This window comes from Burkholderia sp. FL-7-2-10-S1-D7 (genome assembly GCF_001524185.1).
GTDB lineage: Bacteria > Pseudomonadota > Gammaproteobacteria > Burkholderiales > Burkholderiaceae > Burkholderia > Burkholderia diffusa.
Genome location: NZ_LOWY01000070.1, coordinates 71,395 through 86,312, shown reverse-complemented (window position 1 = coordinate 86,312; position 14,918 = coordinate 71,395). Strand labels below are relative to the sequence as shown.

At 70.2% G+C, this 14,918-nt stretch carries 12 protein-coding genes; 6 read left to right on the top strand and 6 right to left on the bottom strand.

What is annotated here, in order from left to right:
- Positions 1 to 38: 38 nt before the first annotated feature.
- From WS75_RS20935 to WS75_RS20920, 4 genes are all read left to right on the top strand, one after another.
- Complete coding sequence (locus tag WS75_RS20935) at positions 39 to 1,175, top strand: alginate lyase family protein (protein WP_059682746.1); 1,137 nt, start codon at positions 39 to 41, stop codon at positions 1,173 to 1,175.
- A 30-nt stretch (positions 1,176 to 1,205) separates the two neighbouring features.
- Positions 1,206 to 2,594, top strand: a complete 1,389-nt coding sequence (locus WS75_RS20930) for an L-serine ammonia-lyase (protein WP_059682744.1) — start codon at positions 1,206 to 1,208, stop codon at positions 2,592 to 2,594.
- Positions 2,595 to 2,732: 138 nt separating this feature from the next.
- Positions 2,733 to 4,436: a thiamine pyrophosphate-binding protein gene (locus tag WS75_RS20925; RefSeq protein WP_059682742.1), complete on the top strand. Its 1,704-nt coding sequence runs from the start codon at positions 2,733 to 2,735 to the stop codon at positions 4,434 to 4,436.
- Complete coding sequence (locus WS75_RS20920; RefSeq protein WP_059682739.1) at positions 4,433 to 5,527, top strand: glycosyltransferase family 9 protein; 1,095 nt, start codon at positions 4,433 to 4,435, stop codon at positions 5,525 to 5,527. Before WS75_RS20925 ends, WS75_RS20920 begins: the two co-directional genes overlap by 4 nt.
- A gap of 61 nt (positions 5,528 to 5,588) precedes the next feature.
- Here WS75_RS20920 and WS75_RS20915 read toward each other — a convergent pair whose 3' ends face one another.
- From WS75_RS20915 to exaC, 3 genes are all read right to left on the bottom strand, one after another.
- On the bottom strand, positions 5,589 to 6,623 hold the full coding sequence (locus WS75_RS20915; protein ID WP_059682737.1) for a helix-turn-helix domain-containing protein: 1,035 nt from the start codon (positions 6,621 to 6,623) through the stop codon (positions 5,589 to 5,591).
- Positions 6,624 to 6,808: 185 nt separating this feature from the next.
- A complete protein-coding gene (locus tag WS75_RS20910; protein ID WP_059682735.1) occupies positions 6,809 to 7,351 on the bottom strand; it encodes a pyridoxamine 5'-phosphate oxidase family protein in 543 nt (180 codons plus the stop codon).
- 331 nt (positions 7,352 to 7,682) lie between these two features.
- Positions 7,683 to 9,209 (bottom strand): acetaldehyde dehydrogenase ExaC, encoded by a 1,527-nt coding sequence (exaC, locus tag WS75_RS20905; RefSeq protein ID WP_059682732.1) that lies wholly within the window; start codon positions 9,207 to 9,209, stop codon positions 7,683 to 7,685.
- Between the two features lie 317 nt (positions 9,210 to 9,526).
- On the opposite strand from exaC, the gene WS75_RS20900 reads away from it, so the two are divergent.
- Positions 9,527 to 9,952 (top strand): pyridoxamine 5'-phosphate oxidase family protein, encoded by a 426-nt coding sequence (locus WS75_RS20900; RefSeq protein ID WP_059682730.1) that lies wholly within the window; start codon positions 9,527 to 9,529, stop codon positions 9,950 to 9,952.
- 72 nt (positions 9,953 to 10,024) lie between these two features.
- Here WS75_RS20900 and WS75_RS20895 read toward each other — a convergent pair whose 3' ends face one another.
- Positions 10,025 to 11,629, bottom strand: coding sequence for an MFS transporter (locus WS75_RS20895; RefSeq protein WP_059682728.1), 1,605 nt, complete (start codon positions 11,627 to 11,629; stop codon positions 10,025 to 10,027).
- A gap of 151 nt (positions 11,630 to 11,780) precedes the next feature.
- Here WS75_RS20895 and WS75_RS20890 point away from each other — a divergent pair, with 151 nt between their 5' ends.
- Positions 11,781 to 12,665, top strand: a complete 885-nt coding sequence (locus WS75_RS20890; RefSeq protein ID WP_059682725.1) for a LysR family transcriptional regulator — start codon at positions 11,781 to 11,783, stop codon at positions 12,663 to 12,665.
- A gap of 13 nt (positions 12,666 to 12,678) precedes the next feature.
- On the opposite strand, the gene eutC is transcribed toward WS75_RS20890, so the two are convergent.
- Both eutC and WS75_RS20880 read right to left on the bottom strand, forming a co-directional pair.
- Positions 12,679 to 13,470: an ethanolamine ammonia-lyase subunit EutC gene (eutC, locus tag WS75_RS20885; protein WP_059682722.1), complete on the bottom strand. Its 792-nt coding sequence runs from the start codon at positions 13,468 to 13,470 to the stop codon at positions 12,679 to 12,681.
- A complete protein-coding gene (locus WS75_RS20880; protein WP_059682719.1) occupies positions 13,467 to 14,864 on the bottom strand; it encodes an ethanolamine ammonia-lyase subunit EutB in 1,398 nt (465 codons plus the stop codon). The genes eutC and WS75_RS20880 overlap by 4 nt, the downstream gene beginning before the upstream one ends.
- Positions 14,865 to 14,918 lie beyond the last annotated feature (54 nt).

Here is a 14,918-nt window from a genome sequence, read left to right as displayed (position 1 = left end):
TAACATCACACGCGATCCAGCCAATCAAGGAGTTCCGCATGGTGCGTCCGATGTTTCCGGGCCATGGTGCAGCGCACGAGCGGCCGCGCACGCGCCGCTTCGTGCCGCTGCTCGTCGCGTCGCTGTCGTTTGCCGCCGCCGGCCTTGGCACGGCGGGCAGCGCACGCGCGGCGATGAATTTCTGCGCGGCGCCCGCGTTGCAGGCGAGCGAGACGACGCAGGCCGAGCCGGGCGTGCAGGCGCTGATCCGCAGCGTCGACGCGCGTATCGGCGAGCAGCCGAAGGCGTTGGCGCGCGTGCACACCGAAGGCACGCTGCCGCACGAAGGCATCTACGACCAGAGCGCCGACGCGCTGAAGGACATGGAGCTGATGCGCGACGCCGCGCTCGCGTGGCGCGTGACCAATGCGCCGCGTTACCTGCAGCTCGTCGACCGCTTCCTGTCCGCGTGGGTCGCGACTTACCAGCCGAGCTTCAACCCGATCGACGAGACGCGCCTTGAAAGCCTGATCGTCGCGTACGACATGACGGCGAGCGCACTGCCGGTGAAGACCCGCAATGCGACGGCGGCGTTCATCGCGAAGCTCGGCGCCGGTTACGTCGCGCAGATCGACGCGCAGAAGCGCCCGCTCACCGGCACCTGGCGCAACAACTGGCAGAGCCACCGGATCAAGCTGATCGCGCTGTCCGCGTTCACGCTCGGCGACCGCAAGATGATGAACGCCGCGCAGCGGCTGTTCGTCGAGCATCTCGCCGACAACATCGGCCCGGACGGCAAGACGTGGGACTTCGAGGAACGCGATGCGCTGCATTACGCGGTGTACGACCTCCAGCCGCTGGTGACGGCCGCGCTCGCCGCGCGCCGCTTCAACCGCAACTGGCTGCGCGAGCGCGGCGCGAACGGCGCGACGCTCGCGGCCGCGCTCGACTGGCTCGTGCCGTACGCGCTCGGCGAGAAGACGCACGAGGAATTCGTGAATTCGCCGGTGCCGTTCGACGCGAAGCGCCGCGAAGCCGGCTTGCCGGGCTACACGGGGCAGTGGGACCCGAAAAACGCCACTGAACTCTTTCATCTGGCCGCGCGGCTCGACGGGCGTTATGCCCGCGTCGCGCGGCAGCTCTCCCCCATGCCGCCCGCATGGCTCGCCGCGTGCCTGCCATTGCAGGCGCGTTAGCACTATTCTCAAAGCAAGGCAGGAATCGAAATGGCAGTCAGCGTGTTTGACCTCTTCAAGATCGGCATCGGCCCGTCCAGTTCGCATACCGTCGGACCGATGCGCGCGGCGCTGATGTTCGTCCAGGGCCTGGAGCGCGACGGGTTGCTCGACGCGACGGCCAACGTGAAGGTCGAGCTGTACGGCTCGCTCGGCGCCACCGGCAAGGGCCACGGCACCGATCGCGGCGTGATGCTCGGGCTGCTCGGCGACGCGCCCGATACCGTCGATCCCGACACGATCGACGCGCGTCTGGAGGACGTCCGCACGTCGAAGAAGCTCGCGCTGCTCGGCACGCATCCGGTGCCGTTCGTGCTGAAGGAGAACATCGCGTTCTACCGCCAGGCGCTGCCTGAGCACCCGAACGGCATGAAGTTGCGCGCGTCCGACGCGAACGGCGCGGTGCTGGTCGAGCGCACCTACCTGTCGGTCGGCGGCGGCTTCGTCGTGACGGCCGGCGCGCCGAACACGAAGGTGTTGAGCGCGGCCGAGCAGATGACGCATCCGTTCCGCACCGGCGCCGAGCTGCTCGCGCTGACCGAGTCGACCGGAAAGTCGATCGCGCAGCTGATGTGGGAAAACGAGCGCGCGTGGCACACCGAGGAAGAGACCCGCGACGGGCTGCTGAAGATCTGGGCCGTGATGCAGTCGTGCGTGTCGCGCGGCTGCGGGATCGGCAACCCGGACGCCGACGGCAACCTGCCCGGCCCGTTCCAGGTCAAGCGCCGCGCGCCGCAGCTGTACCGCACGCTGACGGGAAGCCCGGAACGCGCGCTGCAGGATCCGCTGTCGATGATCGACTGGATCAACCTGTATGCGATCGCGGTCAACGAGGAAAACGCGGCCGGCGGCCGCGTCGTCACCGCGCCGACCAACGGCGCGGCCGGCATCATCCCGGCCGTGCTGCACTACTACACGCGCTTCACGCCGGGTGCGAACGAACAGGGCGTGATCGACTTCCTGCTGACCGCCGCCGCGATCGGCATTCTGTACAAACTCAACGCGTCGATTTCGGGTGCGGAAGTGGGTTGCCAGGGCGAAGTGGGCGTCGCCTGCTCGATGGCGGCCGGCGCGCTCGCGGCCGTGCTCGGCGGCACGCCGCGCCAGGTCGAGAACGCGGCAGAGATCGGGATGGAGCACAACCTCGGCCTCACCTGCGACCCGGTCGGCGGGATGGTGCAGATCCCGTGCATCGAGCGCAACGCGATGGCATCGGTGAAGGCCGTCAACGCGGCGCGCATGGCGCTGCGCGGCGACGGCTCGCACTACGTGTCGCTCGACTCGGTGATCAAGACGATGCGCGAAACCGGCGCCGACATGAAGACGAAGTACAAGGAAACGTCGCGCGGCGGGCTGGCGGTGAACATCGTCGAATGCTGATGCGATGACGGCGGGCGGGCGCACGCGCCGAGGCGCGCCGCCGCCCCGCTCGTTCCGGCACTTTTCACCGGCCGGCGTACCGGCGCCCCGCCGACAGGCGTAAGCTGTAGCTCCCGCTACCCAGGGAGACGGCAGCCCATGTCGCATTCCAAGGATCTCGAGCCGCGCGCCACCACCGGCGCGCGACTGCTCGTCGATGCGTTGCTCGCCAATCACGTCGAACGCGTGTTCTGCGTGCCGGGCGAGAGCTTCCTCGCCGTACTTGACGCGCTGGCGGACGACACCGCGCGCATCCAGACGGTCGTCTGCCGCCACGAGGCGGCCGCCGCGAACATGGCGGAGGCGGTCGGCAAGCTGACCGGCCATCCCGGCATCGCGTTCGTCACGCGCGGGCCCGGCGCGACCCACGCGTCGATCGGCGTGCATACCGCGTTCCAGGATTCGACGCCGATGATCCTGTTCGTCGGCCAGTGCGCGCGTGAGCACCTCGACCGCGAAGCCTTCCAGGAAATCGACTACCGCCGGATGTTCGGCCAGATGGCGAAGTGGGTCGCCCAGATCGACGACCCGCGCCGCATTCCCGAATACCTGAGCCATGCATTCCACGTCGCCATGTCGGGCCGTCCGGGCCCGGTCGTGCTCGCGCTGCCCGAGGACGTGCTGTCCGACGCATGCGCACCGCAGCCCGTCGTGCCGGCCGCGAAGCGCATCGCGGCGTCGCCGTCGGCCGCGCAGGTCGACGAGCTGCGCGAACGGCTCGCGCGCGCCGAGCGGCCGTTCGCGATCGTCGGCGGCAGCGGCTGGACGCCCGACGCATGCGCGAACCTGCGCACCTTCATCGAGCGGTGGCAACTGCCGGTCGCATGCGCGTTCCGCTACCAGGACACGATCGACAACGCGCACCCGAACTACGCGGGCGACGTCGGGCTCGGGATCAACCCGGCGCTCGCGAAGCGCATCCGCGACGCCGACCTGCTGCTGGTGATCGGGCCGCGCCTCGGCGAAGCAACGACCGGCGGCTACACGCTGCTCGACATCCCGAAGACGCGCCAGACGCTGATCCACGTGCACCAGGGCGCGGACGAACTCGGCCGCGTGTATGCGGCCGACCTGCCGATCGTGTCGGGCATGCCTGAGATCGCGGCGCCGCTCGCCGCGCTCGAACCGCCGGCGCACCCCGCGTGGGCCGGCACGGCGGCCGACGCGCACCGCGCATACCGAGAATGGCATGCACCGCTGCCGATGCCCGGCGACGTCCAGCTCGGCGACGTGATGGTGCAGTTGCGCGAGCGCCTGCCGCACGACGCGATCCTGACCAACGGCGCCGGCAACTACGCGATCTGGCTGCATCGCCACTTCGCGTACCGGCACTTCCGCTCGCAGCTCGCGCCGACCAGCGGCGCGATGGGCTACGGGCTGCCCGCCGCGCTCGCCGCGAAGTCGCTGTATCCGTCGCGAACCGTCGTCGCGCTCGCCGGCGACGGCTGCTTCATGATGGCCGGCAACGAACTGGCGACCGCGATGCAGTATGGGCTGAACATCGTCGCAATCGTCGTCAACAACGGGCATTTCGGCACGATCCGCATGCATCAGGAGCGCAACTATCCTGGGCGCGTGCACGGCACCGGGCTCACGAATCCCGATTTCGCCGCGTATGCGCGCGCGTTCGGCGCGCATGGCGAGACGGTCGAGCGCACCGCCGACTTCGCGCCGGCACTGGAGCGCGCACTGACCTGCGGGCTGCCGGCGCTGATCGAGATCCGCATCCCGCAGGACGCCAGCACGCCGGCCGCGACGCTCGAGCAGATCCGCGAACAGGGCCGCCGCGCGCGCGGCGCATGACCGTGGAACTGCGCACCGCACCGGCCGGCCTCGCGCTGTCGCGCGACGACGCGCTCGCCCACCCCGGCACGCTGCTCGCGCCGGACGGCACGCTCGTCGCGCCGTACGACCTCGAACACGGCGGCGGCCCCGCGGAGGGCCATGTGCCGGCCGCGCCGGCGCTCGGCCTGCTGCACGCCGCCCGCCAGCCGTTCCGGCTCAACTACGACCGCATGACGGACGTGTACGTGATCAACGGAATGGGCGTCACGCTCGGCGACTCGGTGATCGGGCTGACCGCGCTCGCCGCGCTGCGCGCGATGCATCCCGGCCTGCGCTTCACGCTGTTCCGGCCGGCCCGCACGCCGCGCTACGTCGACGCGCTGTATGCGCTCGCGGCCGACGTCGTCGCGCCGTCGCGTGCGCTGCCGTGCGCCGCCGACGCACTGCCCGCGCACGCGCCGTGCATCGATCTCGGCAATCACCTGTACTGGCCCGCGTTCGCGCGGCAGCCGATGATCGACTTCTTCCTTGACGCGCTCGGCGCAGATCCGGCCATGGTGCCGGCCGCCGCGAAGCGCAACCGCTGGCTCGCGCGGCTGCGGCTGCCCGCGCTGCCGGCCGAATGGCGGCGGCCATACGTGCTGTTCTGCCCGACCGCGAGCACCGCGGTGCGCAGCGTGCCGCCGGCGCTGCACGCGACGTTCGTCGAGCGACTCGCGCAGCGTTACGGGCTGCCGGTGGTCGGCTTCGGCCCGGTCGCGCATCCCGCCTACGTCGACGTGAGCCGCGACGCGGCCGATACCGCGCGCTTCATTGCCTGGGTCGAGGGTGCGAGCATGCTGTTCGCGCCCGATACGTCCGCGCTGCATCTCGCCGACGGCTTCGACGTGCCGACGCTCGCCTGCTTCACGACGATCGGGCCGGCGCTGCGGGTGCGCGACTATCCGCACTGCGTGCCGGTCGCGCTCGACGTGCCGGACGAATTGCACGGGCTGCATCGCAGCGAGCGACCGAGCGATCTCGCGGCGGTCGAAGCCGCTTACCGGGCGATCGACTGGGATGCCGTGCCGTGGCCCGCACCGCGCGACGCGGCGGCCATCTCCGGATAGAACAACGAAAAGCGCCCGAAAGATCGAGCGTGCAAGCGGCAGCCACGCACCGCCGCGCGGCTCATCCGGCCGTCACCGTCACCGCCCGCTCGCGCAGCGTCTCCGACGGCCGTTTGCCGAACAGCCGCCGGTAGTCGGTCGCGAACTGGCTCAGATGCCAGAAGCCCCACGCCTCCGCGACGTCCTGCACCGAACCGGCCGCCCGCCCGCACAGATCACGCCGCGCGCCGTTCAGCCGCAGCGTCCGCAGGTAGGTCGCGGGCGCCATGCCGAGCACGTCCTGGAAGCAGTACTGCAGCGTGCGCCGGCTCACGTGCAGTTGCTCGCACAGCTCGGGCACGCCGACCGGGCGCGTGCGGTGCGCGAGCACGTACTCGCGCGCCTGCTCGACGATCCAGCGCCGTGTCGACGGTGCGCCGCCGGCGCCATCGTCCGCCGGTTGCGCGCACGCATCGAACAACGCGGCCAGCACCTCGGCCTGCAGGTCGTCGCGCTGCGCGTCGGGCAGCGGCCCGCCCACGGCCGCCGCGCCGTCGAGCCGGCGGCCGAGCAGCGTGCACAGGCGCGCGAGCCGCGTATCGCCGACCTGGATCACGCGCTGCGTGAACAGCTGCTCGTCGAGCGCGCGGTGTTCGACTTCCTCCGCGTAGCGGCGCAGCACGTCGCCGCGCACAACCACGCCGTAGATCGAGAACTGCGCGGGCGTCAGCAATTCGAATTCGACGTTGCCGGGCCGGAACGCGAGCGCACCGGGCCCGATGCGGCACGCATCGACGCGCGCGGTGCCGTCGCTGACCAGGGGGATGCCGAACCAGTACGCGTCGCCGCGCACCTCGCATGCCTGGCGCAGCAGGTGGCTGGTCGATTCGCGAAACAGCTTCATCGTGTCGAGCGGCAGCTCGGTCAGCGTGCCGACGAAGCGGCCGGCCGCGAGCTGGTCGTAAGTCTGCCGCCAGCCGATCAGGTTGCGCGCCTGCTCGTCGGCGTCGTGCGCGACGCTGACCACGGCCTGGCCGGCGAGCGCGTCGTCACCCTGCGCGCTGCACCGCGTGTCCTCGGCCGTCGGCTCGGCCATGCACTCCAATCGTTGACCCATCGTGTTCTCCTCACCTGCCCGGAACCGCGTCCAACACGCAAGTCCCGTGCCGAACCGAGCGGCCCGGCGACAAGCCCGTCATTGCACGCCGTGCGGCCGCCGCGCGCCATGAGGGCGCACCCGGAGGCGGCATGCCACGCACCGCGCGGGTGCGGCTTGCGCGCCGCGGGCAGCCCGGCGACGCGCTACGCGCCCGGCCGCAACCGCACGACCCGCGTGCCGCAATTGCCGTAGGCCTGCGCGAGCGCCAGCTCGATGATCGGGCTGCCGGCCGGCCACGGCGCGGCATCCGCTGCCGGCAGATCGGCGCGCAACGTCGCGCGGCCGTTGATCCGATAGCGGATGCCGCGCACGAAATCGATGAACAACAGCCCGACGCCGCTGCCGTCGCACGCGAGCGCATCGATCCGGTCGCCGTCGCCGTGCGTCGGCAGCGCGAAGCGCAGCGTCTTCGTGTCGATCACGCGCACGACCGGCCACAGGTCGCCGTTCGCGTCGCGCATGCCCTGCACGATGTCGCAGGTCACGCGCGCGGGGTCGCCGCGCGTCGTGCCGACGAACATGAACGGCTGCGATTCGACGAACTGGCGCACGCCGATGCTCAGCCGCGTCGTGATGACGTCGCTCATGCGCTCGGCTTCGTCGGCGACGCCGAACCGGTGCTGCGCGTCGAGCTCGCCCGCGTGAAACACGGGGTGACGCGGCCAGGATCGAGGCGGATCTGCCATGCTGGTTTCCGTCGAGGCTATCGGTGCGCGAGGCGGGCGAACACGCGACAGCCGATGCGGTTGCCGAGGCGGGCCGCCGGCGACGCGCAGCCGACGCCGCGTATCGAATGTCGAAAGGCGAAAGGCAAAACAGGCGAAGTGCCGGACGATCGGCCGTCAGCGCGCTGCCGCGCCGCGCGCACCGCCCGACAGCCGGGCAGCCATCGCCCGAGCGTCGAACGCGGCCCGGCAATCCGGTTTCGGACACGCCGCCGTCCGGCACCGGCTGCCGTACCGGGCAGCGTCACGCTGCCGCCCGGCCGGCCCCGGCACTTCGCCCCTGCTGCGGCGATCAGAAGAACCCGAGCGCCTCGGCCTGGTAGCTGACCAGCAGGCACTTCGTCTGCTGGTAGTTCGACAGCGCCATCTTGTGCGTCTCGCGACCGATGCCCGACTGCTTGTAGCCGCCGAACGCCGCATGCGCGGGGTACAAGTGGTAGCAGTTGGTCCACACGCGGCCGGCCTCGATCTCGCGGCCCATCCGGTACGCGCGCGTGCCGTTGCGCGTCCACACGCCGGCGCCGAGCCCGTAGAACGTGTCGTTCGCGAGTTCGATCGCTTCCTGCTCGTCCTTGAACGTCATCACCGACGCGACCGGTCCGAAGATCTCTTCCTGGAACACGCGCATCTTGTTGTTGCCGAGCAGCATCGTCGGCTTCACGTAGTAGCCCGTGCCGAGGTCGGCGGCCGGTGCCGTGCGCTCGCCGCCCGTCAGGCATTGCGCGCCTTCGTCGCGGCCGATGTCGATGTACGACAGGATCTTGTCGAGCTGCTGCTGCGACGCCTGCGCGCCGATCATCGTCTGCAGGTCGAGCGGGTGGCCGGCCTTGATGCGCTCCACGCGCGCGACGGCCTTCTCGATGAAGCGGTCGTAGATCGATTCCTGGATCAGGATCCGCGACGGGCATGTGCACACCTCGCCCTGGTTCAGCGCGAACATCGCGAGCCCTTCGAGCGCCTTGTCGAGGAACGCATCGTCCTGGGCGAGCACGTCGGCGAAGAAGATGTTCGGGCTCTTGCCGCCCAGCTCGACCGTCGACGGGATCAGGCTTTCGGCCGCGGCGCGCAGGATGTGCTTGCCGACCGGCGTCGAGCCCGTGAAGGCGATCTTCGCGATCCGCTTGCTGGTCGCGAGCGCCTCGCCCGCTTCCTTGCCGAAGCCGTTGACGATGTTGATCGTGCCGGCCGGGAACAGGTCGCCGATCAGTTCCATCAGCACCAGCACCGACGCGGGCGTCTGCTCGGCCGGCTTCATCACGACGCAGCAACCGGCCGCGAGCGCCGGCGCGAGCTTCCATGCGGCCATCAGCAGCGGGAAGTTCCACGGGATGATCTGGCCGACGACGCCGAGCGGCTCGTGGAAGTGATATGCGACGGTGTTGTCGTCGATCTCGGAAATGCCGCCTTCCTGCGCGCGGATGCAGCCCGCGAAATAGCGGAAGTGGTCGATCGCGAGCGGCAGGTCGGCCGCCATCGTTTCGCGCAGCGGCTTGCCGTTGTCGATCGTCTCGGCCACAGCGAGCAGCTTCAGGTTCTTTTCCATCCGGTCGGCGGCGGCGAGCAGCAGGTTCGCGCGCTCGGCGACCGAGGTCTTGCCCCACTTGCGGCGCGCGGCGTGCGCGGCATCGAGCGCGACCTCGATGTCGTCGGCGCCCGAGCGCGGCACGCGGCAGAACGGCTTGCCGTTGATCGGCGACACGTTCTCGAAATACTCGCCCTTCACCGGCGGAACCCACTTGCCGCCGATGTAGTTGTCGTACTGCTGACGGTACGGATATTCGACGTCGAGGCCCAGTTGTTTCAGGTCAAACGGGTTCATACATGTCTCCTGTTCATCGTGCTTGTGTGAATGCAGCGCCGGTTGGATCGCGCTGCACGGTTTACGCAACATGCGTGCCAAACCGGCCGAAAAGCGAACAGGAGCGGTGCGTCCGGCCGCCCGCCGCGGACGGCGGCGGCGCACGAAAAACGGGTGTGCCGATTCTGAACATCGCGACGGCACAGCCCGCACGGCGGGTGTTCTGATTTTCCACAGCGCACCCGCGCGCGCTTCGCCGCGCACCGCACTCGCAGCGTGGCATGTCGCTTGCGTGCGGAACACGGATCCGCACGCACCGGCCACGCGCCGACCGAACCATGAACCCGGGCCCCCTCGGCGACGAAGCCGTCGCGTTCATCCATGAACAGGCATTCCTGATCGTCGCGACCGCGAACGCGGCGGGCGACAGCGACTGCTCGTATCGCGGCCGGCAGCCGCGCGCGGACGGTTCGTTCGCCCCGCTCGTCGACCTGCCCGATCGTCGTACGCTCGTGCTGCCCGATTTCGCGGGCAACAACCTGTTCAACACGATCGGCAACCTGCTCGTGAATCCGGCGATCGCGCTGCTGTTCGTCGATTTCGTCCGGCAGACGACGTGGCTCGTGCAAGGGCGCGCGGCGATCGATGAAGACGCCGGAAGTCGCGCGCATCTGTGGCCCGATGCGCTGCGTTATGTGATCGTCGATGTGGAAAGCGCGCAGGCACGGGCCGATGCGGGATTGCCGCCGCTCGTGCTGGCGTGATGCGCGGCACCATTGAATGCGCGGGCACGCTGCCCGCGATCGTCGACCTGCGCGCCCCCTGAGACGCCCCGCTCACCGCCCGCTTGCCTCCGCGCAAGCCGGTTCGGTTGGGCGGTGCGCCGGCGCGCCCGGATGCGCGTGTTCACCGTCGTCGCCGCGCGCTTCCGTCACGCCGGGTCGCGCACCGAGAAATGCAAACACCACCACCGCACACAGCACCGTGACGATCGCGAGCCCGATCAGCAGCCGATCGAACGCGTGCGTATAGCTCGCGAGCAGCGTCGTACGCTCGACGCCCGGCAATATGGCCGCCGCGCCGGCGAGATCGCCTGTGGCGAGCCGCGCGGCCGCGCGCAACGTTGCGTCGGACGCGCCGGCCGCCCGCCGCAGATCGGTATGCGCGAGCGTCGCCAGCACCGCGCCGGCGATCGCGAGCGCGATCCCCTCGCCCGCCACGCGCGTCGTGCTGAAGATCCCGGTCGCCATCCCCGCGCGCTCCTTCGGCACGACGCTGACCGACAGCCCGTCCATCAGCCCCCACGGCATGCCGGCCCCGACGCCGATCGCAAGCATCGGCGCGATCGCCGTCGGCCCCGCGCCGCCGTGCAGCGCAACGCCCAGCCACACGAGGCCCGCCGCCGCGAGCAGGAGGCCGAGCCCCGAGATCACGCCGGCCGACAGCCAGCGCGTGAGCGTCGCCGCGACGAGCGGCACGACGAGCATCGGCGCGGAAATCGCGAGCATCAGCCAGCCTGCGTCGATTTCGCTGAAGCCGTCGATGCCGATGAAACGCAGCGGCAGCACGACGAGCAGGACGATGTAGCAGCAGCAGGTCGACACCGGCAGCACCTGCACGCCGACGAAGCGCGGAATCCGGAACAGCGACAGGTCGAGCATCGGCCGCGCGACGCGCGTCTCGATCGCGACGAACGCGCACGCGCCGAGCGCCGCAGCCGCCAGCAGCGCGACGACGAGCGGATGCGCCCAGCCGCGCGCGGGCGCCTCGATCACGCCGAACGTGAACAGCGTGAGGGCGGCGGTGAACGCGGCCGTGCCGGGCCAGTCGAGCCCCGTCGCGTGCGGATCGCGCGACTCGTGCATGCGCGGCAGCCCGAACGCGAGCGACAACGCGCCTGCCGCCGCGCCCGTGACGAAGATCGCGCGCCAGCCGCAGTGCGCGATCAGGCCGCCGGCGAGCACGGGCCCGAACGCAAGCCCGATCCCGAACGTCGTGCCGAGCAGGCTGAACGCGCGCGTGCGCGCCGCGCCGTCGAACTCCTGCGCGAGCGCGGCCGTGCCGCCCGCCAGCGCCGCGGCCGCCGCAAGCCCCTGCGCGGCGCGCAGCAGGTCGACCGCGAGCATCGACGGCGCGAACGCAAGCGCCACCGACATCAGCGTGAAGCCGCCGACGCCGATCGCGAACACGCGCTTGCGGCCGAACTGGTCGGCCAGCGCGCCCGCCGCCATCAGGAAATTGCCGAACGCGAGCATGAACGCGTTGGTGATCCAGTTCATCGCGACCGGGCCGCCGTGCAGGTCGCGGCCGATCGCGGGTGTCGCGACCGCGCCGCCCGAAAACGACAGCGGCAGCGCGACGGCGGCCATGCAGACGGCGGCCAGCACCCACGCGCGCCGACGCGCCGACGTGGCTGAAGCGGGTGAAAACGGGTGATCCATCATCGCTCCTCGAAAAGCCGGCGCGGATGCGCCTCAGGTGCGATCAAGGATAATTTCGATTCAATTGTCGAAAAACAATGCAAAGCTCCGTATATAACGGACTAAAATTCTTCAATTCAACGCTTCGCGCCCCGCACGCCCGTCAACGTCGATGGAAAACCTGAACGGCATCGCCGCCTTCGTCCGCACCGCCGAAGCACTCAGCTTCGTCGCGGCCGGCCGCGCGCTCGGCATCTCGGCCTCCGCCGTCGGCAAGACGATCGCGCGGCTCGAGCAGTCGCTCGGCGTGCGCCTGTTCAACCGCACGACGCGGCGCGTCACGCTGACCGACGAAGGGCGCCATTTCTACGAACGCTGCCAGCGGATCCTCGAGGATTTTCGTGATGCGGAGGCGACCGTGACGGCCTCCGCGCAGCGCCCGCGCGGCAAGCTGCGCGTGAGCCTGCCCGTGATCGGCTACCGGTTCCTGCTGCCGGTGCTGCCCGAATTCAAGCTGCGCTATCCGGACGTCGAGCTCGATCTGGATTTCAACGACCGGATGGTCGATGTCGTCGAAGGCGGCTTCGACGCGGTGATCCGCAGCGGCCCGCTGTCGGATTCGAGCCTGATGTCGCGGCGGCTCGGCCCGTTCGCGTTCGTGCTGTGCGCGACGCCCGCGTATCTCGCGCTGGCCGGCACGCCGCGGGCGCTACACGATCTCGAAACCCACGATTGCGTGCGCTACTGTTTCCCGACCACCGGCAAGCTGCAGGACTGGGCGCTGGCGGCCGACGACGGCACGCCGCTGAAGCTGCGCACCGCGATGACCTGCAACAACATGGAAGCGCTGCGCGGCGCGGTGATGGCGGGGCTCGGCATCGGCTACATGCCCGACTTCCTCGCGCGCGACGCGCTGGACACGGGCGCGCTCGTCACCGTGCTCGACGACTACCGGATCGCGCCCGGGCAGTTCTCGATCGTGTGGCCGTCGAGCCGGCAGTTGTCGCCGAAGCTGCGCGTGTTCGTCGACTTCCTGTGCGAGCGGCTGTTCAAATAGGCGGTCGGCCCCATCACGCCGCGCCGATCCGCTCCGCTTCCGCCTGCGGCAACAACGAATCGCTATCGTCCTTCAGGCCGACGCCCGTCAGCTTGAGCCTGCGCGCATGCGTCATCAGGTAATGCAACTTGTGCGCGGCGGCGGCATGCGGCAGCCCTTCGGGCCGCACGTTCGAGATGCAGTTGCGCAGCGCGTCGTGGCAGCCGACCTTCGGCGCCCAGGTCAGGTACACGCCGAGGCTGTCCGGCGAGCTGAGCCCCGGCCGTTCGCCGATCAGCATCGCGACGACCTGCGCGCGCAGCAGTTCGCCGATCTCGTCGCCGAGCGCGACGCGCGCCTGCGTCGCGACCACCACCGGGCCGACCCGCCAGCCGTCCGCGTCGAGCCGCGGCCGCACCGCCTGCAGCAACGGCAGCGCCTGCTTCGCGGCCGCGAACGCCGACAGCCCGTCGCCCACCACGAACACGACGTCCGGCGCATCGTCGAGCGCCGCGCCGTAGCCGGCCAGCAGCGCGCGTCCGTCGTCGGACAGCTTGCGGCCGAGATCGGGCCGGCGCAGGTAATGCTGACGGTCCGGCGCCGCGCTCTGCACGCCAAGCGTCGCGAAGCCGGCCGCGTCGATTTCGCGGCGCAGCGCGTCCGCGTCGAGCGGCTGGTGCACGGCGTCGCGCGCCTGCGCGTGCGACAGGTTGAACGCGAGCAGCGGCGCGGTCGGCAGGCTGCTGCCCGCGCGGCCGAGCGCGATCCGCGCGTTCGTGAACGCCTTCAGCTGCGCCCACGGGTTCTTTTCGACGGCGTCGCTCATGCCGAAATCCCCATCCAGTCGTTCGCGCCCGCGAGCAGCGGCACACGCGCGTTCGCGGCGCGCAGCGCGCCGCGCGCGTCGGCGATCTCCATCGTCTCCAGCCATTCCTCGAACTCGGGCGCGCGGCGCAGGCCGAGCACCTCGCGCACGTAGAGCTGGTCGTGAAACGACGTGCTCTGGTAGTTCAGCATCACGTCGTCCGCGCCGGGAATCCCCATGATGAAGTTGATGCCGGCCGCGCCCAGCAGCGTCAGCAGCGTGTCCATGTCGTCCTGGTCGGCTTCCGCGTGATTCGTGTAGCAGATGTCGCAGCCCATCGGCACGCCGAGCAGCTTGCCGCAGAAGTGATCCTCGAGCCCCGCGCGGATGATCTGCTTGCCGTCGTACAGGTATTCGGGCCCGATGAAGCCGACCACCGTGTTCACGAGGAACGGATCGAACTTGCGCGCGACCGCATAGGCACGCACCTCGCAGGTCTGCTGGTCGACGCCGAAGTGCGCGTTCGCCGACAGCGCGCTGCCCTGGCCCGTCTCGAAATACATCAGGTTGTTGCCGACGGTGCCGCGCTTCAGCGACAACGCGGCCTCGTGCGCCTCGCCGAGCAGCGCGAGCGAGATCCCGAAGCTCGCGTTCGCCTTCTCGGTGCCCGCGATCGACTGGAACACCAGGTCGACCGGCGCGCCCTTCTCGATCGCCGCGATCGTGTTGGTCACGTGGGTGAGCACGCACGACTGCGTCGGCACACCGTAGCGCTCGCGGAACCCGTCGATCATCGCGAGCAGCTTCACGATCGCCGCGAGGCTGTCGGTCGCCGGGTTGATGCCGATCATCGCGTCGCCGCAGCCGTACATCAGCCCGTCGAGCATCGACGCGGCGATGCCCTTCACGTCGTCGGTCGGATGGTTCGGCTGCAGCCGCACCGACATCCGGCCGGCCAGCCCGACCGTGTTGCGAAAGCGCGTGACGACGCGGCGCTTGCGCGCGGCCGCGATCAGGTCCTGGTTGCGCATCAGCTTCGACACGGCCGCGACCATCTCGGGCGTGAGGCCCGGCGCGATCCGTTCGAGCGCGGCGCCGTCGGCCGCGGGCGACAGCAGCCAGTTGCGGAAGTCGCCGACGGTGAGGTGAGAGATTTCCGCGAACGCGGCAGCGTCGTGATCGTCGACGATCAGGCGCGTGACCTCGTCGTCTTCGTACGGAATCACCGCTTCGTTCAGGAACGCCTTCAGCGGCACGCCCGCGAGCACGATCTTCGCGGCGACGCGCTCCTCCTCGCTCGCCGCCGCGACGCCGGCGAGCTGGTCGCCGGAACGCAGCGGGCTCGCCTTCGCGAGCAGCGTCTTCAGGTCCGCGAAGCGATATGTGCGCGGGCCGATCGTCTCCGTGTAGGACATCGTTCGAATCTCCTTGCCAGTCCTTGCCTTGCATAACGCCGACGGCGCGCCCGT